The organism is Ornithinicoccus hortensis (assembly GCF_006716185.1).
GTDB classification, from domain to species: Bacteria; Actinomycetota; Actinomycetes; order Actinomycetales; family Dermatophilaceae; genus Ornithinicoccus; species Ornithinicoccus hortensis.
In genome coordinates this window covers 2,474,050-2,499,173 of sequence record NZ_VFOP01000001.1, presented here as the reverse complement: position 1 = coordinate 2,499,173, position 25,124 = coordinate 2,474,050, and the positions used below count along the sequence as shown (strand labels likewise).

Genomic DNA, 25,124 nt, shown 5'->3' with positions numbered 1-25,124 from the left:
CACTCAGTCGAGCCGGTCAGCGGCGACGACCCCGCGCAGCATCGCCTGGGCCGCGCGCGAGGCGGTGTCGGCCACCGGCCCGTCGGCGGCCTGGGTGATCTGGCCGAGCAGGTCGACCACCTGCTTGGCGCGACGCACGAAGTCGCCGGCGGTCAGCTCGGAGTCGCGCAGCACCTCCTCCAGCCCGCGCCCGCTGGCCCACCGGTGCACCATCCAGGCGATCCCCGCGTCCAGCTCGCCGGCCAACGGCAACCGGTGGTCGGCCTCCCGCTCGGTCAGCTGCGACCAGATCGCGAGCATCTCGTGGTAGGCCTCGGTGACCTCCCCGGTCGGCAGCTTCGGGGCGCTGATCTCCTCCCCGCGCGGCTCGTGGACCAGGATCGACACTGCCGCGGCCAACTCGGGCGCGTCCAACCTCCGCCAGGTCCCCTGAGCCAGGCACTGCGCCGCCACCAGGTCCTTCTCGGTGTAGATGCGGCGCAGCCGCTGGCCGGTCTCGGTCACCACGGTGCCGCCGTCGGACAGGTAGCCGAGCTCCTCCAGGAGCGCGCAGATCCGGTCGAACGTGCGGGCCACCGTGTTGGTCCGGGTGCCGACCCGCCGACTCAGGTCGTCGGTCTCCCGGCGCAGCCTCCACCACCGCGCGGCCCACCGGGCGTGGTCCTCCCGGTCGGGACAGTCGTGGCACGGGTGGGCACGCAGCCGTTCGCGCAGCTCCCCGATCCGCGCCTGGGCCTCCTCCTGCTCCCGGTCCGTCCCCGACCCGGTGTGTCGTGCCGCACCGTCCCGGACCCGCTCCGGCCGCCGGTTGGGCGGGGGCTCGAACGGAACCTTGGCGCGCAGCGTCGCCGCCAGGTCCTTGCGGGACTTGGTGTTGCGTGGGTTGAAGTGGCGCGGGATCGCCAGCTCCGCGACCGGCTCGACCGGCTCGGTCAGGTCGCTGACGGTGAGCCGGCGCATCTGGCCGTCGGCGGTCAGCACGGTCGGCTCCGGTGCCCGGCCGGGCTTGGTCGGGGCCGCCAGCACCACCGCCATGCCGCGGCGGCGGCCCGCCGGCAGCGAGACGACCTCGCCGGGGCGCAGCTCCTCCAGGCTGAGCGCCACCTCGGCCCGCCGCGAGGCGTTGCGGGCACGGCCGGCGGCCTTCTCCGCATCGGTCAGCTCGCGGCGCAGCCGGGAGTACTCCCGGAAGTCGCCCAGGTCGCAGTGCATCGACTCGGCGTAGCCGGACAAGGCCTCCTCGTTGCGGCGCACCTCGGTGGCCAGCCCGACCACGGCCCGGTCGGCCTGGAACTGGGCGAACGAGGACTGCAGCAGCTCGTGCGCCCGGTCCCGGCCGAACTGGGCGACCAGGTTGACCGCCATGTTGTAGGTCGGCCGGAACGAGGAACGCAGCGGGTAGGTCCGGGTGGAGGCCAGCCCGGCGACCTCGGCCGGGTCGACGCCGCGGCGGCACAGGACGACGGCGTGCCCCTCGACGTCGATGCCGCGACGACCCGCGCGGCCAGTGAGCTGGGTGTACTCGGCCGGGGTGACGGGGGCGTGCTCCTCGCCGTTGAACTTCACCAGCCGCTCCAGCACCACGGTGCGGGCCGGCATGTTGATGCCCAAGGCCAGCGTCTCCGTGGCGAACACCGCGCGGATCCGACCGGCGGTGAACAACTCCTCGACGATCTCGCGGAACAACGGCAGCATCCCCGCGTGGTGCGCGGCGAACCCGCGGGAGAGCCCCTCCACGAACTCGTGGTAGCCCAGCACCCCGAGGTCGGCGTCGGCCACCGAGGCACCCACCCGCTCCTCGACGGTGCGGCGGATCCGACGCCCCTCGTCCTCGGGCACCAGCCGGGTCCCCCGGCCGAGCAACTGCTGGACGGCCGCGGTGCACCCGGCCCTACTGAAGATGAACGTGATCGCCGGGAGCAGCCCCTCGCGATCGAGCCGTTCGATGACCTCCGACCGGCTCGCACCACCCCCTGGCAGGCTCCCCCGCGCGGGACGCCCCTCCTCGACGCGGCCGCGGTCCCGGCCGCGCGGTTTGCCGCGCCGCCCGCGCGGGCCGCCGTGGTCCTCCCGGCGCCAGGGCTGGTCGGAGCGCCGGGACGCGTGGATCCGCTCCCGCAACTCGGGGTTGATCCTGGTGTCGGACCGCGGGCCGGTCGGGTCCGCGACCAACTGCCCCCCGCCGTCGGTGACGAAGAGGTCCAGCAGTTCCTTGCCCACCATCATGTGCTGCCACAGCGGGACGGGGCGCACCTCCGAGACGATGACGTCGGTGTTGCCCCGCACCTCGCGCAGCCAGTCGCCGAACTCCTCGGCATTGCTCACCGTCGCCGACAGGGAGACCACCTGCACCGACTCCGGCAGGTGGATGATGACCTCCTCCCAGACGGCGCCCCGGAACCGGTCGGCCAGGTAGTGCACCTCGTCCATCACCACGTAGCCGAGCCCGCGCAGGGTGTGGCTCCCGGCATACATCATGTTGCGCAGCACCTCGGTGGTCATCACGACCACCGGTGCCTCCCCGTTGACCGAGGAGTCCCCGGTGAGCAGCCCGACGTTCTCGGCGCCGTGCAGGGCGACCAGGTCGTGGTACTTCTGGTTGGACAGCGCCTTGATCGGGGTGGTGTAGAAGGCCTTGCGACCGGTCTCCAGGGCGAGGGCCACGGCGAACTCGCCCACGATCGTCTTGCCGGCCCCGGTCGGTGCCGCGACGAGCACCCCCTTGCCGTCGGCGACCGCCTGGATCGCCTCCACCTGGAAGTCGTCGAGCTCGAAGCCCAGCCCGGCCCGGAACCGGCCCACCGGCCCTGCCCGCGCGCGGGACCGGCGCTGGGCAGCGGCATACCGCTCGGCGGGGGTGGACATGTCCCCAGGCTACGTCAGGAGACGGCCCCCGGCGGGACCACGACCTGCACCGCCCCGGGCAGCGTCGTGCAGGTCACCGGCAGCGGCCCGATGGGGTCGCCGTCCCCCAGGACGACCAGTTCCGGTCCCTCGACCCGGACCGTGGCGGCGCGCCGCACCTGCACCGAGGGGTGGCCGACGTGTCGGCCGGCGAAGACACCGGTGAGCAGGCCCAGCGCCTGCCGCGCACCCACCCGGCCGATGACGACGACGTCCAGCAGTCCGTCGGTGGGGTCCGCGTCCGGGGCGATCCGCATCCCGCCGCCGTAGACCGGCATGTTGCACGCGGCCACCACCAGGGCCTCGGTCTCCCAGGGCACGCCGTCCAGCTCCAGCCGGTAGGGCTGGGGCCGGAGGTGGCGCAACTCGGGCAGCGTGGCCGCCGCGTAGACGGTCGGACCGAGCCACTTGGGAAGCGTCGTGGCCCGGAGCGCGATGCGGGCGTCCAGTGCCGTGGGCACCGACCCCAGGACCACCCGGCCGGTGGGTGCCACCTCGATCAGGTCGACGGGGCGCCGCGCGTCGTGCAGCAGGGTGGAGATCGCCGCCTCCGTCCGGAGCGGTATGCCGAGGGACCGGGCGTTGTCGTTGCCCGTGCCGGCGGGCACGATGCCCAGCGCCGTCCCGGTGCCCCGGCAGGCCCCGGCCGCCAGTCCCACGGCCCCGTCCCCGCCGACCACCACGAGGACCTGGACCCCCTCCTGCACCGCGACCCGGCAGGCCTCGCGGGCGGCGTCGGCCGTGTCCGCCGCGAGCTCGTGGACCTGTTGCCCGGCGGCGCGCAGCGCCTCGGCGACCGCCACCCCGCGTTCCCCGGCCCGCCCCCGGCCGGAGCGATGCCCCCGGAGCACGGCATACCGGGTCACAGCGCGCTCGCCTGGTCGTCGGGGGTGGCCAGCCAGTCGGGGTCCCGCTTCCTGCGGCGGCGCTCCAGGAGCGCCGAGACCGCGACCGCGCACCAGTAGAGCGCGAACATCGGGATGGACAGGGCGATCATCGTCCAGGCGCTGGGGTCGGGGGTGACCAGCGCGGCGAAGATCAGGATCCCGACCAGGGCGATCCGCCAGCCCTTGATCATGATGCGCACCGGCAGCACCCGCAGCGAGTTGAGCCCGACCATGATCACCGGGAGCAGGAAGGCGATCCCGAAGGCGACGATGAAGTAGAGGATGAAGTGCAGGTAGACCATCGCGTCCTGCAGGTTGGCCGCACCCGTGGGGGTGAAGGACAGCAGCACCGCGACGGTCTGCGGCAGCGCCCACGCGGCCAGCGCGCAGCCGGCGAAGAAGAGTGGCACCGAGACCAGGAAGTAGGCCAGCGCGATCCGCTTCTCGCGGGGGCGCAGGCCGGGGAGCAGGAAGCCCCAGATCTGCCAGATCCAGACCGGGGAGGCCAGGACGACCCCGACGAAGATCGAGACCGTCAGCCGGACCGAGAACGGCTGGGTGATGCTCCCGCCGAAGTTGATGTTGACGAGGGCGTCACCGCGCTCGTCCCGGACCTCCAGCAGCGGCCGGAGGATGACGTCGAACAGGTCCTGGTAGTAGATCCACCCGAGCACCGCGCACACCAGCACCGCCAACGCCGCGATGAAGGCGCGGTTGCGCAGCTCGCGGAAGTGGTCGGCCAGCGACATCCGCCCCTCGGGGTGGCGGGGTCGGCGCAGCGACGGCACGGGCGATCAGGTGGTGCGGACAGGTCGGGGCTCAGGACCGGTGCGGGTCGTCGCCCGGAGGGTTCTGGCCGTTCGCGGCGCCGTCCGCCGGACGCTCGGTGCGGTGGTCCTCCCGGGCGGTCTCGCCCCGGACGGTGTCCTGGCTCGCGGCGCTCGGGTTGTCGTCCTTGTCGGTCATCTGCTGCACCTCGGACTTGAAGATGCGCATCGACCGGCCCAGGCTGCGGGCGGCGTCGGGCAGGCGCTTCCAGCCGAAGAGCACCACGATCACCAGGACGATGACGACGATCGACCAGGGACTGTCGAAGAGTCTGGCGAACACGGAGGGCCTTTCGTCGGGTGGTGCGTGAACTGTGTGGTCGTGCCGGTCACGGCGGGCTGCTCCCGCCCGCGGACCAGTCTATTCCCCGGCTGGCCCGGTCGTGGGTTGCCCGGCCGCGGCCGGCCCGTCCGGGTAGCCGTCGAGGGCCGCGGCCGCACCCTGCCGGATGGTCTCCACCAGGGAGGGCGGTGCGAGGACGGTGGCCGCGCCGCCGAGGCGCCAGACCAGCCGGACCACCCAGGCCGGGTCGGCGGCGCGCAGCACCACCCGGGCCGACCCGTCGTCGCGGTGCTCGGCGCTCTCGACCGGGAAGTTCTCGGCCACCCAGGCGGCGCGCGGGGCCAGCTCCAGCTCGACGACGACGTCCTCGGGCGAGGCCTGGAAGACCCCGGAGGTGACCTCCCGGGGCCGCGCCTGCACCGGTGGGGTGCCGTCGACGTCGAGGACCGTGGCCTCCTGCACCCGGTCCAGCCGGAACATCCGGACGTCCTCGGCCCGGTGGCACCAGGCCTCCAGGTACCAGCGTCCGTCGATCGAGAGCACCCGCATGGGGTCCACGTCGCGCTCGGTGCTCTCGTCGCGGGAGGCCACCAGGTAGCACAGGTGCACCCGGCGCCAGCGCTCCACGGCGTCCCTGACCAGTCCCAGCACCCGTTGCTCGTGTTCGTCGGTGTCGATGTCGATCCGCACCTGCGCCGACGCCTGCCCCGCCTCGCCGGAGGCCTGCTCCAGCTTGGCCAGCGCCCGGTCGATCGCGTCCCGTTCCTCGATCCCCGGCACCTCGGCCAGCGCCCGCAGCGCCACGATGAGCGCCAGCGCCTCGTCCCGCCCCAGGCGCAACGGCCGGGCGATCGTGTCGGCATTACCCAGGTGGACCCGCCCGTCCTCCCAGGACGCCTCGATCAGGTCGTCCGGCATGTGCCCCGGCGTCCCGCAGACGAACAGCAGCTCCAGGTCGTCGACGATCTGCTTCTGGCTCACCCCGAACTGCACCGCGGCCTCCCCGATGTCGATGCCTTGCCTCGTCAGCAGCCACGGCACCATCGTCAGCAGCCGCCCCAGCCGGTCCGTCGCCGTCTCGAACGTCCTGCTCACGGCTGGCCCTCCTGTCGGATTATCGGGTTACCCGATAATCCTGCGCTTCGTAGGGAACCTTCCCGGTCGGAAGCGCCAGGTTCCGGGGTGAAGCTCCCCTCGCCGGCGCCCCTCGCCGGCCCAGCCTCGCCCGCCGGTCCGTGGGCCTGCGCCACGGCATACAACGCCTCGCGCACCCGCTCGGCCAGCTCCGCGGGCTCCACCAGTCGGGCGTCCGGCCCGAGGGAGGCGACCTCCTCGACCAGACCCCACCCGGTATCGGCCTCGACGGTGAGCCTGTCCCACCGGTCGTCGACCTCGGTGACCCCGGTCGCCCGCCGGCGCAGCGTGTGGCCGGCGCCCTTGCGCACCGCGACCGTGCCGGTCACCGGGGCCGACGAGCTGCTGGAGGTGATCATCGCGCGCGGGTCGTGGTCCTCGGGGACTTGGTAGCCACCGGGCCGGCCCTGCGTGCGGACGGCCCCGACGATCCGGTCGACCCGGAACATCCGCGGCGCCTCGCGCCCCAGGTCGTGGCCGGTGAGGTACCAGTGGCCGTGCCAGGCGGTCAGCACCCACGGCTGGACCTGCCGGCTCGTGACCCCCGCTCCCCCGCTGCCCCGGTAGTCGAAGGTGATCGGCTGCCGGTTCAGCACCGCGTTCCGGACCGGCTCGAACGCCGGGGCGCTGGTGTGCAGCAGCGGCTCGAAGCCGGCCACCGAGGCATCGTCCCTGGTCAGGCCGTCGGTCTCCAACTTGCGCAGCGCCTGGGCCGCCGCCCCGGCGAGGCTGGCCTGCGACCAGGCGCGGCTGGCCAGGCCGATCACGGCGAGCTCGTCTGTGGCGAACTCGATCTCCGGCAGTGCGTACTCGCGGCGGTCGATCCGGTAGCCGGGTTCGTCGTCGAACAGCGGGTCGATCGTCTCGGTGCGCAACGGGATGCCCAGGTCGCGCAGCTCGTCCTTGTCCCGCTCAAACATCCGGTCGAACGCCTCGTCGCTGCTGTCGGCATACTGCGGCACCGCCTTGCGGATGCGTGCCTTGCTCATCGGCTGCCGGGTGTAGAGCAGGGCGATCACCAGGTTGAGCAAGCGCTCGGTCTTGGTGGATGCGGGGGTGCTGCGGGCCATGGCCCCGACGCTACCCGACCGCACCCCTCCAGCCCGGGTGGTTATCGTCGGCGTGTGATCCAGTGGCGAGAGGGAGAAGTCGTCGCCGTCGGGCCCCGCTGGGGTTCGGCCGCGGAGGTCGAGGTGGCGCTGACCGACGGCGGGTCGCCGGCGGGTGCCCCGGGAACCTCGGCCGGTGGCCGGGTCCGCGGGGTGGTGTATGCCGACCTGCTGGGTGAGGTGGTGGTCGGCGACCGGGTCCTGCTGAACTGCAACGCCCTGGCGAAGGACCTCGGCACCGGCGGCCTGGCCCTGGTCGTTGCCGTGCTCGGGCGCCTCCCGGACGTGGCGCCCACGGAGGTCGGCCACCTGGTGAAGGCGCGCTACACCCCCTTGCAGGCGGTGGTCCTCGGCGCGGACGAACAGGACAGCCCGCACCACGCGGTGCTGGAGGAGGCGGACAACATCGACGGGATGCCCGTCGTCGCGGCCGACCTGCACTCGAGCCTGCCGGCGATCCTGGCGGGGCTACGGGCGAGCAACCCCGGCGCGAGGGCGGTCTACGTGATGACCGACGGGGGCGCCCTGCCTGCCGCCTTCTCCCGGACGGCTGCGCAGCTGCGCGAGCACGGGTGGCTGGAGGCCGTCGTCACGACCGGGCAGAGCTACGGCGGGGACTTCGAGGCGGTCACGGTGCACACCGGGCTGCTGACCGCCCGGTTGGTCGCCGACGCCGACGTCGCGATCGTCACCCAGGGTCCGGGCAACCTGGGGACCGGCACCCGCTGGGGCTTCTCCGGGGTCGCGGCGGGCGAGGCCCTGAACGCCGCCGCCGTCGTGGGGGGCCACGGCATCGCCACGCTCCGCGTGTCGGGAGCCGACCCCCGCGCGCGGCACCGCGGCATCTCCCACCACAGCCTCACGGCATACGGGAGGGTGCTGGCGCGGTTCGCCGACCTGCCGGTGCCCGACCTGCGGGGCCAGCCGGGCGTGCCGGACGAACTGGCCGAGATGGTGACCGTGCAGGCCGCCGAGCTCGTGGGCGACGCGCCGCAGCTGCGCCGGCACGAGGTGGACCCCGCCGGCCTGATGGAGGCGCTGCGGGACTGCCCCGTCCGGCTCTCCACGATGGGCCGCGGGCTCGAGGACGACCCGGCCGCCTTCCTGGCTGCCGCGGCCGCGGGCCGTCACGCCGCCGCGGTGCTCGACCGGATCGACCTGCGGGGCTGATGGCGCCGGCGCGTCGGCCGGTGGCTTCACCCCGGAACCTGACGCCATCGACCGGGAAGGTTCTGCAACGAAGAGCAGGATTATCGGGTGACTGTGAGGATTCCCTTTGCAGCCTGATGGTGCTGGGCTGTTGGTCGGTGACCGTGAGTGTGACCCTTCGGGTGACTGGCTTTGTGCCTTTCTCGGGACTTGTCCGCTTGGGGTTGCCGGCCCCGGCCCGGTCGGAGCAGTTGGCCTGATCAGGAGCTTGACCGTCCGGTGTTCACGCACCGGTCGTGTCTCATCACAGTCCTGCCGAGTCTCCGCCCCGGACCGGAACCACATCCGCTCCCAGGCAAGGAGAGAACGCATGACCAGTGTGACCGATCTACGTGACGTCGTCGATACCGTCATCGGCGTCGACACCCACGTCCAGACTCACTCAGCGGCCGTGGTCGACGCGCGGACCGGCGGTGTGCTTGAGGAGATCACCGTCGAAGCCACGACCGACGGCTATGCCCGACTGGTGGAGTTCGCTAACGAGCACGCAGCACTGCGGGCGTGGGCGATCGAAGGCACCGGCGGGCACGGCGCCGGCCTGACCCGGCACCTCGAGCGCAACCAGGAGGTCGTGGTCGAGCTCGACCGTCCCGAACGCGCTAAGCGACGTAACGGCGCCAAGTCCGACCCGCTCGACGCGATCCGCGCCGCCCGCGAAGCACTGTCCCGCGCGAAGCTCGGCACCCCGCGCAGTGGCGGGGACCGCCAGGCGCTCTCGGTGCTGCTGGCCGCGCGCCGGTCCGCAGTCAACGCCTCCACCGACGCCCAACGCCAGCTGTTCAGCCTCCTCATCGCCGCGCCCGAGCCGATCCGCGAGCGGTTCCGCGGCCAGAAGGTCCCGGCGATGATCAGGACCGCGGCGAAAATGCGTCTGAACTCAACGTGGGACCTGGAGACCACTACGACCGTCAGGACCTTGCGCGCCCTGGCCCGGCGGGCACGTGCCCTGTCGAAGGAGGCCGCCGAGCACGAGAACGCCATCCGGGCGATCGTGCTGGCCTGGCGCCCCGACGTCCTGGCCCAGCCCGGTGTCGGGCCGATCGTGGCCGCGACCGTGCTGTGCGCCTGGTCCCACCCAGGCCGGATCCACTCCGAGGCCGCCTTCGCGATGCTCGCCGGCGTAGCCCCGATCCCGGCCAACAGCGGCCAGGTCACCACCCGACACCGCCTCAACCGGTACGGCGACCGACAGCTCAACCGGGCACTGCACACCATCGCGCTCTCCCGCATCCACTACGACCAAACCACCCGCGAATACGTCACCCGTCGCACCGCCGAGGGCAAGACCAACCGCGAAATCACACGCTGCCTCAAGCGCTACATCGCTCGCGATCTCTACCGCCTGCTCGAAGCAGGCCCGATCAGGCCTTGACGGTCCATAGGAGCGTCCCGATAATCCTGCAGTCTCCGCCGAGCCTTCCGGAGGCGGACTAGCGCACGTCCTCCAGGTCGACCACGAAGATCAGCGTCTCGCCGCCCTTGATGGCACCGCCGGCGCCGCGGTCGCCGTAGCCCAGGTGCGGCGGGATGGTCAGCTTGCGCCGGCCGCCGACCTTCATGCCCAGGATGCCCTGGTCCCAGCCCTGGATGACCTGGCCGACACCGGCCCGGAAGGCCAGCGGCTCGCCGCGGTTCCAGGAGGCGTCGAACTCCTCGCCGGTGGACCAGGCAACGCCGACGTAGTGCGCCAGGACGGTGCTGCCGGCCGTGGCCTCGGCGCCGTCACCGACGACGATGTCCTCGATCACCAGCTCGCCGGGCGGGTTGTCGCCGGGGAAGTCGATCTCGGGCTTGGTCTTCTCGCTCATCCGCGGTGCTCCTTGTGGTGCGGTCGTGGTTCTCGTATGCGGTCACGCCGGTCGGCGTGCCGCGCCTGCTGTGGGTGAGGGCGTCAGTCGGCGTCCAGGATGTCGACGACGAAAACCAGGGTCTCGCCGCCGAGGTTCGGGTCGTCGTCGCCGTAGGCCTGGTCCGGCGGGATGACGAGCAGCACCCGGCTGCCGACCTTCTGGCCGACCAGGCCCTCGTCCCAGCCCGTGATGACCTGACCGGCCCCGACCTGGAAGGCGAACGGCTCGCCGCGCTCCAGCGAGGAGTCGAACTGCTCGCCGTCGCTCCACTTCACACCGGTGTAGTGCACGGTGAGCTGCTGCCCCGCCTGCACCTCGGCGCCCTCGCCCTCGATGAGCGGCTGGACGACCAGGTCGGTCGGGGGGTCCTCACCGTCGGGGATGGTGACCTGCGCCGGGGTGGTCCCGTCGGCCTCCACGGTCGGCAGGCCCTCGACGGGGTCCACGTCGGTGCCCTCGGCCTGGCTCAGCGGCACGTGTGCGGACACGACCTCGATGTAGGCGATGAGGGTGTCGGCCCCGGTCACCCCGAGGTCGGGCTGCCCGCCCTCGCCGAACGCGTCGGCCGGGGTCATCGCGGTGATCACCTCGGCGCCGGGAGCCGTGCCGACCAGGGCGTTCTTCAACCCCGGCAGCAGGGTCTCCTGGGACAGGTCGAAGGTGACCTCCTGGTCGTCGGCCACCGAGTTGACGATCTCCTCGCCACTCGTGCCATTGACCATGATGTAGCGGACCCGGACGTGGTGCTCGGCGGTGATCTCCTCGCCCTCCCCGGCACTCACCTCCTGCACGGCGGTCTCGGCGGCGGAGAAGGGGACATCGCCCTCGGCGAACACGGTCCCGCCCAGGGTCAGGGCCGGGGCACCGTCGACCTCCTCCAGCGCCACGTCGGCGAGATCGCCCCGCGGGGCGATCGAGGTCGCGGCGGCGTCGTCGCCGGCGGTGGCCGTGCTCTGGTCGGTATCGGTGCCGTCGCCGTCACCGTCGCCGCAGGCGGTCAGGAGCAGCCCGGTGGCCAGGGCCACGCTGAGCAGCCGGAGTGTGGGAGAGCGCACGCGCCATCCTTGTCTGTCGCAGGTCGTTGGGAACACCCCAGGGTAACCCGGCGTGCCTGGGAGCCTGCTGAGCGGCTCAGATCAGGCGGTGTGATCCCGGTCGCGTTCCGCTGCGGATCGAGTCGATCAGGTCGGTGATCCGGTGGTCCTCGCTGACGAACGGGTCCTTGCACAGCACGGTCCGCTGGGCGGCGTCGTTGAGCTTCAGGTGCACCCAGTCGACGCTGAAGTCGCGCCGGTGCTCCTGGGCTGCCCGCACGAAGTCGCCGCGCAGCTTGGCCCGGGTCGTCTGCGGCGCGGTGTGCGTCGCTGTCTCGATCCGCTCCGGACCCACGACCGTGGCCGCCCGACCGCGCCGGGTCAGGATGCTGAACAGCCCCCGCGTGGGGTGGATGTCGTGCCAGGCCAGGTCCAGCTGCTGCACGCGCGGGTGCGTCATCGGCAGGTCGTGCGCCTCGGCATACTCGCGCAGCGTGCGCAGCTTCATCACCCACTCGACCTCGGTGTCGACCAGCGAGAAGTCCTGGGTCTCGATCGCCCGCAGGGTCCGCTCCCACAGGTCCAGCACCGACCGGTAGGGCTCGCGCTCGGCCAGCCCGGAGGACCGCGCGTACCGACTCACCCTGGCCAGGAACTCGGTCTGCATCTCCACGGCCGTCATGGTGCGCCCGTTGGACAACGCGAGGGTATGCCGTCCCTCCAGGTCCCGGGAAATGTCGCGGATCGCGCGGATCGGGTTGTCCAGGGCATAGTCGCCCAGCGGGGTGCCGGCCTCGATCATCTTCAGCACCAGGTCCGTGCTGGCGACCTTGAGCCGCGTGGTGGTCTGGCTCATCGTGGAGTCGCCCACGATGACGTGCAGCCGGCGGAACCGCTCGGCGTCGGCGTGCGGCTCGTCGCGGGTGTTGATGATCGGGCGGGACCGGGTGGTGGCCGAGCTCAGCCCGTCCCAGATGTGGTCGGCGCGCTGGCTGATCAGGTAGACCGCGTGGTCACCGGTGACGTGCAGCCGCCCGGCACCCGCGATCAGCTGGCGGGTGATCAGGAACGGGATGAGCGTGTCGGTGATCCGGCTCAGCTCGCCCTGCCGGCGGATCAGGTAGTTCTCGTGGCAGCCGTAGGAGTTGCCCCGGGAGTCCACGTTGTTCTTCAGTACGTAGACCCGCGCCGAGATCCCCTCGTCGGCCATCCGCTGCTCGGCGTCCAGCGCCAGGTCGTGCAGGATCGTCTCGCCGGCCTTGTCGTGGGCGACCAACTCGTCCAGGTCGTCGCACTCGGCCGTGGCGTACTCCGGGTGGGACCCCACGTCCAGGTAGAGGCGCGACCCGTTGCCCAGGAAGACGTTGCTGGAGCGGCCCCAACTGACCACCTTGCGGAACAGGTAGCGGGCGACTTCATCCGGGGCCAGCCTCCGCTCCCCCGTGAAGGCACAGTGGACACCGAACTCGGTCTCGATCCCGAAGATCCGGCGTTCCATGGCCTCACCCTAAGCGGTGGGTCCTGCCCGCCCGTGCTCAGGAGTCTTCCGGTGCGTCCTGCTGGGTCTGCGGGTTGCTGGTCGGCAGCCCCTCGCCGGCCGGTTCGGTGCCCGCGGGCCGCAGGTCCTCACCGGTCAGCGTGTCGTGGGGGCCGGGGCGGGCGTCGTCCTGCGTGGGGATGTCCGTGGTCGGGCCGCCGCGCTCCAGCAGCGCCTCGAGCAGTGGACCGCTGATCCGTCGGAACGCCCGCCGCGGGCGGCGCCGGTCCAGCACCGCCACCTCCAGGTGCTCCGGGCCGATCTCGCGCCGTTCGCCCTCCTGGTCCACGCTGAGCAGGTCGACGCCCAGGTGCAGCACGGCATCGAGCGCCAGGCCGGGCTGCCACCGCTCGCGCAGCGTCGTGGTGAGGGCCTCGCTCGCCCCGCCCATCGCGACGAAGCCGCGCTCCTCGGTCACCGACCCGTCGTAGGTCAGCCGGTACAACTGGTCCCCGTCCGGCTCGGCCCCGACCTGGGCCACGACGATCTCCACCTCGTACGGTTTGGACTCCTGGATGAAGACGGTGCCCAGCGTCTGCGCGTAGGCGTTGGCCAGCCCGCGCGCCGACACGTCGCTGCGGTCGTAGGAGTAGCCGCGCAGGTCGGCATACCGGATCCCGGCGACCCGCAGGTTCTCGAACTCGTTGTACTTGCCGACCGCCGCGAAGGCGATCCGGTCGTAGATCTCGGAGACCTTGTGCAGCGTGCGCGACGGGTTCTCGGTCACGAACGCGATGCCGTTGGCGTAGCCCAGCACCAGCCCCGAGCGGCCGCGGGCGATCCCCTTGCGGGCGAAGTCCGCCCGGTCCTTCATCAACTGCTCGGGCGAGACGTACATCGGGAAGTTCATCGGGCACCTCCGGGGTTGCCGCGGCGGCGCTCGACCAGGGCCGCGACCTGCTGTTCCAGTATGTCGTCCGCCACGAAGCGCACGCCGGCCGCGGTGACCACGGCGCAGGTGGGGAAGATCTGCCGGGCCGCGTCGGGACCGCCGGTGGCCGAGTCGTCGTCCGCGGCGTCGTAGAGCGCCTCCACGGCGACCGACACGGTCGACTCCTCGTCCATCCCAGGGTGCCAGAGCTTCTTCAGCGAGCCGCGGGCGAAGAGCGAGCCGGACCCGATGCTGTGGTGCCGCTGCTCCTCGTAACAACCGCCGGTCACGTCGTAGGAGAAGATCCGCCCCTCCTCCCGGCCCAGGTCGTAGCCGGCGAACAGCGGGAGGACGGACAGCCCCTGCATGGCGCCGCCGAGGTTGCCGCGGATCATCGCCGCCAACCGGTTGGCCTTGCCTTCCAGCGACAGCAGGGTGCCCTCGATCTTCTCGTAGTGCTCCAACTCGACCTGGAACAGCTTGACGATCTCGATCGCGACCCCGGCGGTGCCGGCGATCCCGACCGCGGAGTACTCGTCCGCGGTGAACACCTTCTGCATGTCCCGGTTGGCGATAAAGCTGCCCATCGTGGCGCGCCGGTCACCGGCGACGACGACGCCGTCGGTAAAGGTCAGCGCGATGATGGTGGTCCCGTGCGGCGCCGGCACGGCACCCTCTCCCACTGCCGGCCGTCCACCGGGCAGCAGGTGCGGTGCGTGCGCCCCGAGGAACTCGGTGAAGGAGCTACTGCCCGCGCTGCGGAAGCTGGCCGGCAGCTGGGACTCGGCACGCCCGGTCACTGGCCACCCTTCTGCACGAAGCCGTGCACGAACTCCTCGGCGTTGGTCTCCAGCACGCCGTCGATCTCGGCCAGCAGGTCGTCGACCTCGGCGTCCCGCTTCTGGTCCGCCGCCTGCGGCACCGCGGGGGTGGGCTCGGGTGGGGTGTCGGCGTCCTCGCGACGCTCGGGCCTGCGCTGTTGCTCCTGACCGGCCATGACCTCGTCCTCTCCGTGGTGCTCACCGTGTGTCACCCGGCGTCTCCGCCCGGTGGGTCGACCCTAACGTGTGCGCAGGGCCTCCAGGAGTGCGGCCGCGCCCGCGTGCGTCTCCAGCAGCTCGCCGGTGTCCTTCCGGGTGCCGAGCAACGGCTCGGGCAGGCTCACCCGGCGCAGCCCCCGGTCGCCCACCGCGAAGACGACCGAGTCCCAGGAGGCCGCCCGGATCTCCTCCGGGTAGCGGCTGACGCAGCTGCCGCGGAAGAAGGCGCGGGTGTCCTCCGGCGGGGTGTGCACGGCGGTCTCCACGGCGGCGGCGTCCACCAGCGACCGCAGCCGGCCGCTGTCGCGCATCCGCACGCCGAACCCGCGGGACGGGTCGAGGTCGGCATACTGGATGTCGATCGCGGCCAGCGTGGGGTCGCCCCACTCCAGCCCGCCCCGGTCGCGGTAGGCCTGCAGCAGCGACAGCTTGGCCACCCAGTCCAGCTCGCCGGCCAGGTCCATCGGGTCCCGGCCCAGCCGGGCGGTGACGTCGTCCCAGAGGTCCAGCACCTCGGTGGTGTCCGGGTCCGGCTCCCAGCCGGGGGCCTCGTCGGCCGCCACACCCGCCACGGCCTCCCGGTAGGCCGCGAGGATGTCCAGCGCGCGCACCTGTCGGCCGTCGGTGGTGGGGACGGTCGCCCGCAGCGTGGTGTCCCGGGAGAAGGTGCGGATCGCGGCCACCGGGTCGGCCAGCTCGAGGTCCGGCGCCCGGTCCTGCTCGATGAGACCGAGGACCAGGCTGGTCATGCCCACCTTGAGCAGGGTGGAGGTGTCGGCCAGGTTCGCGTCGCCGACGATGACGTGCAGCCGGCGGTACTTCTCGGCGGCGGAGTGCGGCTCGTCCCGGGTGTTCACGATGGGCCGCTTCAGCGTCGTCTCCAGGCCGATGTCGGTCTCCATGTAGTCGGCCCGCTGGCTGATCTGGAAGCCGGGCTCCTGCGAGCTCGTCCCGATGCCGACCCGGCCGGCGCCACAGACCACCTGGCGGGCGACGAAGAACGGGATCAGCGCCCGGGCGATCCGCAGGAAGGGGATCTCCCGGGGCATCAGGTAGTTCTCGTGGTAGCCGTAGGAGGCGCCCTTGCCGTCGACGTTGTTCTTGTAGATGCGCAGCTTCCGGCCCTGCGCGGCCAGCGCCTCGCAGGCCTGCCGCATCACCAGCTCACCGGCCCGGTCCCAGGTCACCGCGTCGCGCGGGGTGAGCACCTCGGGCGAGGAGTACTCCGGGTGGGCGTGGTCGACGTAGAGGCGGGCCCCGTTGGAGAGCACCGAGTTGGCGGTCGTCGGGTCGTCCTCGTCGGTCAGCTGGCTGACGTCCGCCAGCGCGCGGGCCATCTCGTAGCCGCGGGCGTCGCGCAACGGCGTCTCGTCGGCGTAGTCCCAGCCCGAGCCGGTCGGCAGCGCCCGGCCGGGACCGGCGGAGAGCACGTATGCCCGCACCGCCTGCCCGGAGAGCAGGATCGGGTTGGCCTGGGGCTCGCCCTGGGCGGTGATCCCGAACTCGGTCTCCAGACCCATCACCCGGCGCACAGTCATGGCTCTAGCCTAGGTGGCCGGTCCGACGATCCCGTCGATGAGGTCCTGGGCGAAGCGCCCGTACTCCCGCACCACCCGGTCGAGGTCGGTCGCGTCGGGCGGCAGCAGCCGGAAGGTCCTGGTCCCGGCCGCCAGGCCCACCATGAGACAGGCCAGCAGGTCCACCCGGTGCGCGCCCCCGGGGTTACGGTCCGCGGCCTCGTCGAACCGGGCCAGGAACCTGGCCCGGAAGTCGGCCCGCGCGGCCGTCGGGTCCGGGGCGTCGGCCACCAGGTAGAGCGCCCGCAGCCACGGCTCGGCGACCTCCTCCTCCCGCCGGGTCAGCATCCGGCGGACCAGCAGTTCCCCCATGTCCCCGAACGGGACGTCCGGCTCCAGCGGGACCGGCTCCAGCGGGGTCGCGTCGGCGTGCAGCTGCTCCTTGGAGCCCCCCACCTTCATCACCAGGGCGGCCGACACGCCCGCCTCCGCCGCGATCTCCCGGATGGTGACCGCACCGTAGCCGCGCTCCCCGAACAGCCTCCGGGCCACCTGGAGGACCTGCTCGCGGGTGCCCGACACCGCGGGAGGCCCTTCCCCCGGCTGCTCCGGCACGCTCACAGGGCCGCTCGCTCCGGGTGCGGCGGGACGCCGGTGAGCAGGTCGATGTCCAGGGTGCTGGAGGTGGACCCGACCTGCACGGCCCGCGACCGGGTCCGGGTGTTCACCGGCTCGACGACGGTCAGGACGTAGCGCCCGGGTGGGGGCAGCCCGATCTCGTAGCGGCCCTCGTCGTCGGCGTGCGCAGTGGCGACGTACTCGCCGCTGTGCCGGATCAGCGAGAGCATCACGCCCGGCAGCGGCACCCCGTCGTCCGTGACCAGCCCCGTCAGGGTCAGCCGGCGCACCATCCGGATCGGTTCGATCTCCTCCTCGCCCAGGTCCACCAGGCCCGACTGGGGCGCCCACCCGTCGGCCGAGGCGACGACGAGGTAGCGGCCCGACCCCGGCAGCGCCAGCGCGAACGCCCCGTGGTTGTCGGTGCGTCCCCAGTCGATGTGCCGTCCGTCGGGGTGCAGCACGGTCACGACCGCCTGCTTGATCGGCTTGTCGGACCGCCCGGTGACCAGACCGCGGACGATCAGTTCGTGCTCGGTGCCCTCGGGCTTGACCTCGGCCCGCTCGACGGACACCCGCTCGTCCGCCGGTTGGGCCTCACGGGCGGCCACCGGGACGTGCCGCCGGATGAAGGCGGCGATCGTGGCCCCACCCAGCGCCGCCGCCGTGCCGAGCCAGAAGACCAGCTGGTAGCCCTCGATGCTGGGCACCGGTGCGCCCTCGACGTCGATCACGGACGCGGCGAAGACGGCGGCCACGGTGGCGCTGGCGGTGGACGTGCCGATCGAGCGGAGCAGGGTGTTCAGGCCGTTGGCCGAGGCGGTCTCGGTGATCGGGACCGAGCGCATGATCAGGATCGGCATGGCGGCGAAGGCCAGGGCGGTGCCCAGCGACCCGACGGCGGAGGCCACGAGGACGTCCAGCAGGCGGCTGTGCAGGAAGACGCGCAGCACGAAGCCGACGCCGATCACCAGCGCACCGGCCATCAGCATCTCCCGCGCGCCGAACCGCCGGATCAGCCAGGCCGCGACCGGGGACATCGCCACCATCAGGATGCCGCCGGGCAACATGGCCAGGCCGGTCTCCACCACGGAGAGCCCGAAGCCGTAGCCGGTCGCCGCCGGCATCTGCACCTGCTGGGCGCTGGTCAGGAAGTTTGTGAACATCGCGAACCCGATCAGGATCGACGCGGCGTTCGTCAACAGCACGGTCCGCCGGGTCGAGGTGCGGATGTCGACCAGCGGCTGCCCCGAGCGCAGCTCCCACGGGACCCACGCCGACAGGATCAGCACCGCCAGGACCAGCAGCACGATGGTGCGCTCGGAGGTCCAGCCCCAGCTCCCGGCCTTGGAGATCGCCAGGAGCAGGCTGGAGAGCGCGGCCGACAGCAGCACCGCCCCGAGGTAGTCGAAACGTCCGCGGGTTCGCACCGTCGACTCCGGCACGACCCAGACGACCAGGGCCAGCATGAGGACCGCGAACGCCCCGGACACCCAGAACAGGGCGTGCCAGTCCAGGCCCTCGTAGATGACGCCGGCCAACGGCATACCGACGGCGCCGCCGATCCCGAGGGTGGCACTCATCAGGGCCACGCCGGACCCCACCCGCTCGGCCGGCAGGTGGTCCCGCATGATGCTGATCCCGACCGGCACCAGGCACGCGCCGAAGCCGGTGAGCCCCCGCCCGGTGAGGACCAGGGGCAACGACGGGCTGAGCGCGGCGATCAGCGAGCCGAGGATGACGGTGACCAGGCAGACCACCATCATCAGCCGCTTGCCGAACATGTCGGCCAGGCGCGAGACGATCGGGGTGCCGACCGCCGCGGTGAGGAGGGTGACGGTCACCAGCCAGCTGGCGTTGTCGCTGGAGGTGTTCAGGATCTCCGGGAAGTCCGGCAGGAGCGGCAGCACCAGGGTCTGCTGCAACGAGACCAGGGTGCCGCACAGCGCGAGCACGGTGATGACCAGCGCCGTCGACGGTTGTTTGCGTCCGGTGGGCTGGCTGCCTGACGGGGAGACGGCCTCGCTCGGTGGGGCGGACCTGGGCACGATCCTCCTAGGGGCGGTGAACGATTGTTCACCCGGAGTCTAGCGGTCCCTGGTGCCCTCCGGGGCGGGGTGTGATCCGTGCTCCACCGCACCGCGCCGGGCCACCGCGAAGACCCGCCGGAACGGCAGGACGGTGCCGAACGGCTGGGCCGGGTAGGCGGCCCGCAACCGCTCCTGGTACTCGGCGACGAACCGAGGGCGCAGGTCGTCCGGCAGGGCCTGCAGCACCGGCCGGGCACCCGTGCCGCTGATCCACTCGTAGACCGGGTCCTCCCCCTGCAGGACCTGGTAGTAGGTGGTCTCCCACGCGTCCACGCTGCACCCCAGGGCCGACAGTGCGGTGAGGTAGTCCCCCGGCCCGGGGAGGCTGAACCGGTCCGACGCCGCGGCAGCGTGCTCGGCATACGGTTCGGTGCGGGCCACCTCCCGCAACAGGGCGTGCAACGGCGCGTCGTGGTTGCCGGGGATCTGCACGGCGAACCAGCCACCCGGCCGCAGCAGGTCCACCAGGTCGGGCAGCAGGTCCAGGTGGTCCGGCACCCACTGCAGGGTCGCGTTGGTCACGATGACGTCGTATGCCGAGGAGTCGGCACCCGCGATCCAGTCCCGCAGGTCCTGGTGCAGGAAGGAGAGCCGGTCGGTCCCCCGGTCCCGCACCAGGTCCCTGGCGCGCCCGATCATCTCGGCCGAGGAGTCGACCCCGACTACCCGGGCGTGCGGCCAGCGTGGCAGCAACGACGCGGTGAGCGTCCCGGGCCCGCAGCCCAGGTCGACCACCGCCTCCACCTCCTCCCGGCCGGCACCGACCCGGGCCACGAGGTCGTGGAAGGGGCGGTCCCGGTGGTCGGCGAAACGGACGTACTGCTCGGGATCCCAGGTCGGCATCGGCCGGTCCTCTCGAATCGACAATGTATCTTGACGTCAAGATACATTGTCGTCCGCCTAGGGCAGGCGGTAGGCCGAGTCCGGTGCGTCCGTGACGAACATGTGGCCCGGCGCATGGGTGATCGCGAAGGGCGGACGGGAGGCCATCAGTGCGGCCTGCGGGGTGACGCCGCAGGCCCAGAAGACCGGCACGTCGCCGTCCTGGGCCTGGATCGACTCGCCGAAGTCGGGCCGGTCCAGGTCCGCGATGCCCAACCCCTCCGGCGCGCCGACGTGGACCGGGGCACCGTGCACCTGCGGCATCCGCCCGGTGACCTGCACCGCGACCGGGACCAGGTCCCCCGGGACCGGACGCATCGAGACCACCAGCTCGCCGGACAGGCGCCCGGCCGGGCGGCACTGACGGTTCGTCCGGTACATCGCGACGTTCCGGCCCTGTTCGATGTTGCGAACCGGGACGCTGGCGTCCAGCAGCGCCTGCTCGAAGCTGAAGGAGCACCCGATGAGGAAGGCGACCAGGTCCTCGCGCCAGAGGCCGGTGATCTCCGGCACCTCCTCGACCAACTCGCCGTCGCGCCAGACGCGGTAGAGCGGCAGGTCGGTGCGCAGGTCGGCGCCGGGGGCGAGGTCGGTGTGCGGCGACCCCGCGTCGGTGACGTCCAGCAGGGGCACCGGCCGGGGGTTGCGCTGCCCGAAGAGCAGCATGTCCCAGGCCCAGTCCTGCGGCAGGATGACCAGGTTGGCCTGGGTGTGACCCGGCGCGTGCCCGCTGGTCGGGGCGACGAGACCGGACCGGTATGCGGCGCGGGCGGCCGAGGGCGTGGACAGCACGGGTGCTGCCCCTTGGGTCTGGCTCATCGGCGGGATCCTTCCTCGAAGGCGCGCAGGATCGCGTCCTCGGAGTCGGCCAGGTAGGCCTCCAGGTAGTCCCCCGCCTCGGCATACTGCCCGTCGACCAACATCTCGTAGAGGTGACGGTTGCGCTCCACGAACGGCTCGTAGAGGCGGCGCGGGTCGTCGATGACCGCGAACACCAGCCGGAGCTCGGCGGCGAGCCGGCGCATCGTGGCATCCAGCCGCGGGCTCCCGGCCAGCGCGACGAGGCCGCGGTGGAAGTGCATGTTGGCGGTGCCGACGTCGGACCAGCGCAGCTCCGCGACCGCCTCGTCCGCCTCCTCGACGGCGGCCCGGAGCGCCCCGAGCCGGTCCGCGTCGGCCGGCACGAGGGCCCGGACCACGGTCGGCTCCAGGAGCCTGCGGATCCGGTAGACGTCGCGGACGTCTGCGCCGGTGAGCTCGGCCACGAAGGTCCCCCGGTTGAACCGGTGGACCAGCAGCCCGTCGTGGGCCAGCACCCGGAAGGCCTCCCGCAGCGTGTTCCGGGAGATGCCCAGCTCGGTGACCAGCCGTTCCTCCGACAGCCGGGTCCCCGGCGGCAGCCGGCCCTCGGTGACCCACTCGCTGAGCTCGGCGGCCGCGCGCACGGCCTGCCCAGCACCGCGGCGTGCGGTCGGGGCTGCGTCGGTGGCGGTCGTCGGGGTCACGCCCCCATCATGCCCGGGAAAGAATTGTTGAACAACCCTGGACAGATTGTTCAACAATCGCTACCGTCGGTCTGCAACGCGGACCTCCCCGGACCGCAACTCAAGGAAGAGGTGCCCATGGCCGAGCACGACACCACCGCCCCCAGCTCCGGCACGAAGGCGGCCATCCCCACCGGCAGAGGCACCCTCCTGGGCGCCATCTTCCTGATGGCCACCTCCTCGATCGGCCCGGGCTTCATCACCCAGACCACCAGCTTCACGGTCGAGCTCGGCGCCGCGTTCGCGTTCGCCATCGTGATCTCGATCCTGGTGGACATCGCGATCCAGACCAATGTGTGGCGGGTGATCGGGATCTCCGGCCGCCGCATCCAGGAGCTGGGCAACATCGTCGTGCCGGGTCTTGGCTTCGTGATGGCCGCGCTCCTGTTCATCGGCGGCCTGGTGTTCAACATCGGCAACGTCAGCGGCGCGGGACTGGGCGCCAACATCATGGTCGGGGTGGACGCCAAGGTCGGGGGCACGGTACTGGCGCTGGCAGCCGTCGCGATCTTCCTGTCCAAGCGGGCGGGCATGGCCATGGACCGGGTCGTCGTCGTGCTCGGTGCCCTGATGATCGGTCTCACCGCCTACGTCGCGGCGACCTCCTCCCCGCCGGTCGGCACCGCGCTGAAGAACTCGGTGCTCCCGGACGAGATCAGCTTCCTGGCCATCACCACCCTGATCGGCGGCACCATCGGCGGCTACATCATCTACGCCGGTGCCCACCGGCTCGTCGACGCGGGGGTCACCGGCCCGGACCGGATCTCCGAGCTCAGTAGGAGCGCGGTCATCGGCATCCTGGTGACCGGCGTGATGCGGGTCATCCTGTTCCTGGCGATCCTGGGCGTCGTGCACAGCGGGGCGAGTCTGGACCCCGAGAGCCAGGCCGCCTCGGCCTTCCAGGCCGCGGCCGGGGCGGTGGGCTACCGGATGTTCGGGATCATCTTCGCCGCCGCCGCGCTGACCAGCGTGATCGGCTGCTCCTACACCACGGTCACCTTCCTCACCTCCAGTGCGAAGACCTCCCGGCGCACCACCAACCTGCTCGTCATCGGCTTCATCGCGCTGTCCACCGTGCTCTTCCTGGTGATCGGCGCCGCCCCTGTCCAGCTCCTGGTCTTCGCCGGCGCCTTCAACGGCATCCTGATGCCGGTGGGCATCGGGGTGATCATGTGGGTCGCCTGGCGCCGCAGGGACCTGTTGGCCGGCTACCGCTACCCGGTGTGGCTCGCCGCGCTCGGCACGGCAGCATGGGTGCTGACGATCTACCTGGCCGCCAACTCGGTGAAGCCGGCCATCGCGCTGATCACCGGATGACCGCATCGACCACTGGGAGGACACCATGAGGACCGTCGACCTGAACTCCGACCTCGGCGAGGGGCTGGGCAGTTGGGGCATGGGCGATGACGACGCACTGCTCGACATCGTCACCAGCGCCAACGTGGCCTGCGGCTACCACGCCGGGGACCCCAGCATCATGCGGCGGGTCAGCGAGCACGCCACCCGCATCGGGGTGGCCATCGGGGCCCACGTGGCCTACCGCGACCTGGCCGGTTTCGGCCGCCGGTTCATCGACGTCGACGCGGCCACGCTGCGCGACGAGGTGACCTACCAGATCGCGGCACTGGCCGGGATCGCCCGCCTCGCCGGCGGGACGGTCAGCTACGTGAAGCCGCACGGCGGGCTCTACAACGCGATCGTCACCCACGAGTCCCAGGCAGCCGCCGTCGTGGCCGCGGTCAAGGACTTCGACCCGGGCCTCACCCTGATGGGGCTGCCCGGCTCGGCCGTGCTCCGGCTGGCGCAGGAGGCAGGACTGCCCGTCGCCCACGAGGCGTTCGCCGACCGTGCCTACACCCCGGAGGGACACCTGGTGTCCCGCAAGGAGCCGGGCGCCGTGCTGCACGATCCCGAGGAGATCGGCCGACGGTGCATCGCGATGGCCACCGGGGAGCCGATCCAGGACATCAACGGCGACCCGTTGACCCTGCAGCCCGACTCCATCTGCGTGCACGGCGACACCCCCGGCGCGGTTGCCATCGCCCGGTCCCTCCGGTCGGCCCTAGAGGGCGCCGGGGTCGGCCTCTCCCCGTTCACCCGGGTCGGATGAAGGTCCTACCCAGCGGGGCGCACGGCCTGCTCCTAGAGTTCGCCGACCTGGACGAGGTCCTCGCGCACTACGCCGCGCTGCGCGAGGCGGACCTGCCGGGCGTGCTCGACCTCGTCCCTGCGGGGGCGACGATCCTGGTCGTCACCGACCGCGACACGGACCTGTCGGCCCTCGGGCACCGGCTCCGGCGCGTGCCGCCCGCGTCCCACCGGCGCACCGAGACCCGTCCGGTCGAGGTGCCGGTCCGCTACGACGGGGAGGACCTGGGCGACCTCGCCGACACCCTGGGGCTCACCGTGCCGGAACTGGTGGAGCGGCACCGGGAGGAGGAGTGGACGGTCGCCTTCTGCGGCTTCGCGCCCGGCTTCGGTTACCTCACCGGTTCCCGGCACGACTGGGACATCCCCCGTCGTTCCACCCCCCGCACCAAGGTGCCGGCCGGCTCGCTGGCCCTGGCCGGCGCGTTCACCGGCGTCTACCCGCGGGAGTCCCCCGGCGGGTGGCAGTTGATCGGGCACGCGGAGGTCGACGTCTTCGACCTGGACCGTGATCCTCCGGCGCTGCTGGTCCCGGGGGCCCGGGTCCGCTTCGTGGAGGCGTCATGACGACCGCACGCACCCTTCGCGTGCTGGAGACCGGGCCGCTGACGACCGTGCAGGACTTCGGCCGCCCCGGGCAGAGCGCGCTGGGGATCGGCCGGTCCGGCGCCTGCGACCGGGCCAGCCACCGGCTGGCCAACGCCCTGGTGGGCAACCACCCCACGCTCGCCACCCTCGAGGTCACCTTCGGCGGCCTCGTCCTGGAGGCCGACGAGCCGCTGGTCCTGGCCACCGCCGGTGCCAGGTGTCCGGGTGCGCCGCACCTGGCGCCGTTCACCCTGTCCCCGGGCGAACGGCTCTCGCTGGGCACCCCCGCCGCCGGGCTCCGCACCTACCTGGCCGTCCGCGGCGGCATCGACGTCGACCCGGTGCTGGGCTCCCGGGCCACGGACGTACTGTCCGGTCTCGGCCCCCCGAAGCCCGGGCCCGGGGACGAGCTCCCGGTGGGCGACCCGGCCCGGCCGCACCCCGGCGTGGACGTGGCCCCGGTGCCCGAACCCGACGCGGGCCGCCTCACCGTCCGGGTCACCCCCGGGCCCCGCTACGACTGGTTCGGTGACGCGGGCTGGCAGGAGCTGACCGGGCAGGTCTACACCGCCACCAGCGAGTCCAACCGGGTCGGCGTGCGTCTGGACGGCGACCCGCTCACCCGCCTGCGCGAGGGCGAGCTGGTCAGCGAGGGCATGCTCCGCGGAGCGCTCCAGGTGCCGCCCTCCGGACTTCCGGTCCTGTTCCTGGCCGACCACCCGGTCACCGGTGGCTATCCGGTCATCGGGTACGTCGACGACCTCGACGTGGACCGGTGCGCCCAGCTCCGCCCCGGCCAGGAGCTGCGGTTCAGCGCCACCCGGCAGCGCTGACGGCCGGCCCGCGACCGGCTGCGCGGCGTGTCGCCGGCAGAGCGCGAGCGGATTCACGGGGTCCACACGCACACCAGGTCCACTCGAGCCATGGGTGACTGCCCCGCCCTGTGGGGCAGTCACCCGTGGCCGGATGACACGTGGCGCTTCACCGCGACGGCACCGATGGGCGTCCGGACCACCCGGGCCGGTCGACCTACCGGGCGGGACGGGGCCCAC

At 72.3% G+C, this 25,124-nt stretch carries 24 protein-coding genes; 6 read left to right on the top strand and 18 right to left on the bottom strand.

Features of this window, described 5'->3' with window-relative positions; genetic code table 11:
• Positions 1-3: 3 nt before the first annotated feature.
• The 6 genes from FB467_RS11600 to FB467_RS11575 all read right to left on the bottom strand — a co-directional run bounded on the left by FB467_RS11600 (position 4) and on the right by FB467_RS11575 (position 7,105).
• Complete coding sequence (locus FB467_RS11600; RefSeq protein ID WP_141785238.1) at positions 4-2,865, bottom strand: DEAD/DEAH box helicase; 2,862 nt, start codon at positions 2,863-2,865, stop codon at positions 4-6.
• A gap of 14 nt (positions 2,866-2,879) precedes the next feature.
• A complete protein-coding gene (locus tag FB467_RS11595; protein WP_170230685.1) occupies positions 2,880-3,770 on the bottom strand; it encodes a diacylglycerol/lipid kinase family protein in 891 nt (296 codons plus the stop codon).
• Positions 3,767-4,579, bottom strand: coding sequence for a twin-arginine translocase subunit TatC (tatC, locus tag FB467_RS11590; protein ID WP_244932743.1), 813 nt, complete (start codon positions 4,577-4,579; stop codon positions 3,767-3,769). Before tatC ends, FB467_RS11595 begins: the two co-directional genes overlap by 4 nt.
• A gap of 31 nt (positions 4,580-4,610) precedes the next feature.
• Positions 4,611-4,901, bottom strand: coding sequence for a Sec-independent protein translocase subunit TatA (tatA, locus tag FB467_RS11585; protein ID WP_141785235.1), 291 nt, complete (start codon positions 4,899-4,901; stop codon positions 4,611-4,613).
• Between the two features lie 78 nt (positions 4,902-4,979).
• A complete protein-coding gene (locus tag FB467_RS11580; protein WP_228393256.1) occupies positions 4,980-5,996 on the bottom strand; it encodes a helix-turn-helix transcriptional regulator in 1,017 nt (338 codons plus the stop codon).
• A complete protein-coding gene (locus FB467_RS11575) occupies positions 5,993-7,105 on the bottom strand; it encodes a helix-turn-helix transcriptional regulator (protein ID WP_141785234.1) in 1,113 nt (370 codons plus the stop codon). The genes FB467_RS11580 and FB467_RS11575 overlap by 4 nt, the downstream gene beginning before the upstream one ends.
• 54 nt (positions 7,106-7,159) lie before the next feature.
• Here FB467_RS11575 and FB467_RS11570 point away from each other — a divergent pair, with 54 nt between their 5' ends.
• Positions 7,160-8,314 carry a DUF3866 family protein gene (locus FB467_RS11570; RefSeq protein ID WP_141785233.1) on the top strand — a complete coding sequence of 385 codons (1,155 nt, stop codon included), beginning with the start codon at positions 7,160-7,162 and terminating at the stop codon, positions 8,312-8,314.
• Positions 8,315-8,663: 349 nt separating this feature from the next.
• Positions 8,664-9,725: an IS110 family RNA-guided transposase gene (locus FB467_RS11565; RefSeq protein ID WP_170230512.1), complete on the top strand. Its 1,062-nt coding sequence runs from the start codon at positions 8,664-8,666 to the stop codon at positions 9,723-9,725.
• A 58-nt stretch (positions 9,726-9,783) separates the two neighbouring features.
• Here the strand turns inward: FB467_RS11565 and FB467_RS11560 are convergent, their stop codons facing one another.
• The 12 genes from FB467_RS11560 to FB467_RS11505 form a co-directional block, all read right to left on the bottom strand.
• Complete coding sequence (locus FB467_RS11560) at positions 9,784-10,161, bottom strand: FKBP-type peptidyl-prolyl cis-trans isomerase (RefSeq protein WP_141785232.1); 378 nt, start codon at positions 10,159-10,161, stop codon at positions 9,784-9,786.
• 83 nt (positions 10,162-10,244) lie between these two features.
• Positions 10,245-11,258 (bottom strand): FKBP-type peptidyl-prolyl cis-trans isomerase, encoded by a 1,014-nt coding sequence (locus FB467_RS11555; protein WP_141785231.1) that lies wholly within the window; start codon positions 11,256-11,258, stop codon positions 10,245-10,247.
• Between the two features lie 76 nt (positions 11,259-11,334).
• Positions 11,335-12,735 (bottom strand): Pup--protein ligase, encoded by a 1,401-nt coding sequence (gene pafA / locus FB467_RS11550; RefSeq protein WP_141785230.1) that lies wholly within the window; start codon positions 12,733-12,735, stop codon positions 11,335-11,337.
• Between the two features lie 37 nt (positions 12,736-12,772).
• The gene (prcA, locus tag FB467_RS11545) at positions 12,773-13,624 is read right to left on the bottom strand and encodes a proteasome subunit alpha (RefSeq protein ID WP_141785229.1); all 852 of its coding nucleotides are present in this window, start codon (positions 13,622-13,624) and stop codon (positions 12,773-12,775) included.
• Positions 13,621-14,445 (bottom strand): proteasome subunit beta, encoded by an 825-nt coding sequence (gene prcB, locus FB467_RS11540; protein ID WP_141785228.1) that lies wholly within the window; start codon positions 14,443-14,445, stop codon positions 13,621-13,623. The genes prcA and prcB overlap by 4 nt, the downstream gene beginning before the upstream one ends.
• On the bottom strand, positions 14,442-14,642 hold the full coding sequence (locus FB467_RS11535) for a ubiquitin-like protein Pup (protein WP_141785227.1): 201 nt from the start codon (positions 14,640-14,642) through the stop codon (positions 14,442-14,444). The genes prcB and FB467_RS11535 overlap by 4 nt, the downstream gene beginning before the upstream one ends.
• A 63-nt stretch (positions 14,643-14,705) precedes the next feature.
• On the bottom strand, positions 14,706-16,223 hold the full coding sequence (gene dop / locus FB467_RS11530) for a depupylase/deamidase Dop (RefSeq protein ID WP_141785226.1): 1,518 nt from the start codon (positions 16,221-16,223) through the stop codon (positions 14,706-14,708).
• Positions 16,224-16,232: 9 nt separating this feature from the next.
• Positions 16,233-16,784: a TetR/AcrR family transcriptional regulator gene (locus FB467_RS11525; protein WP_170230682.1), complete on the bottom strand. Its 552-nt coding sequence runs from the start codon at positions 16,782-16,784 to the stop codon at positions 16,233-16,235.
• 35 nt (positions 16,785-16,819) lie between these two features.
• Positions 16,820-18,868 carry an MFS transporter gene (locus tag FB467_RS11520; protein ID WP_141785224.1) on the bottom strand — a complete coding sequence of 683 codons (2,049 nt, stop codon included), beginning with the start codon at positions 18,866-18,868 and terminating at the stop codon, positions 16,820-16,822.
• 39 nt (positions 18,869-18,907) lie between these two features.
• Entirely contained in the window at positions 18,908-19,753 is an 846-nt protein-coding gene (locus FB467_RS11515) for a methyltransferase domain-containing protein (protein ID WP_141785223.1), read from the bottom strand.
• Positions 19,754-19,810: 57 nt separating this feature from the next.
• Complete coding sequence (locus tag FB467_RS11510; RefSeq protein WP_141785222.1) at positions 19,811-20,611, bottom strand: putative hydro-lyase; 801 nt, start codon at positions 20,609-20,611, stop codon at positions 19,811-19,813.
• Entirely contained in the window at positions 20,608-21,297 is a 690-nt protein-coding gene (locus FB467_RS11505; protein WP_141785221.1) for a GntR family transcriptional regulator, read from the bottom strand. Before FB467_RS11505 ends, FB467_RS11510 begins: the two co-directional genes overlap by 4 nt.
• Before the next feature lie 117 nt (positions 21,298-21,414).
• Here FB467_RS11505 and FB467_RS11500 point away from each other — a divergent pair, with 117 nt between their 5' ends.
• Genes FB467_RS11500 through FB467_RS19025 form a run of 4 tightly spaced genes read left to right on the top strand, consistent with a single transcriptional unit; the run spans position 21,415 to position 24,905 of the window.
• A complete protein-coding gene (locus FB467_RS11500; protein ID WP_141785220.1) occupies positions 21,415-22,653 on the top strand; it encodes an NRAMP family divalent metal transporter in 1,239 nt (412 codons plus the stop codon).
• 25 nt (positions 22,654-22,678) lie between these two features.
• Positions 22,679-23,446, top strand: coding sequence for a LamB/YcsF family protein (locus FB467_RS11495; RefSeq protein ID WP_141785219.1), 768 nt, complete (start codon positions 22,679-22,681; stop codon positions 23,444-23,446).
• Positions 23,443-24,051: a 5-oxoprolinase subunit B family protein gene (locus tag FB467_RS19030; RefSeq protein ID WP_141785218.1), complete on the top strand. Its 609-nt coding sequence runs from the start codon at positions 23,443-23,445 to the stop codon at positions 24,049-24,051. Before FB467_RS11495 ends, FB467_RS19030 begins: the two co-directional genes overlap by 4 nt.
• Positions 24,048-24,905: a 5-oxoprolinase subunit C family protein gene (locus tag FB467_RS19025; RefSeq protein WP_141785217.1), complete on the top strand. Its 858-nt coding sequence runs from the start codon at positions 24,048-24,050 to the stop codon at positions 24,903-24,905. The genes FB467_RS19030 and FB467_RS19025 overlap by 4 nt, the downstream gene beginning before the upstream one ends.
• Positions 24,906-25,124 lie beyond the last annotated feature (219 nt).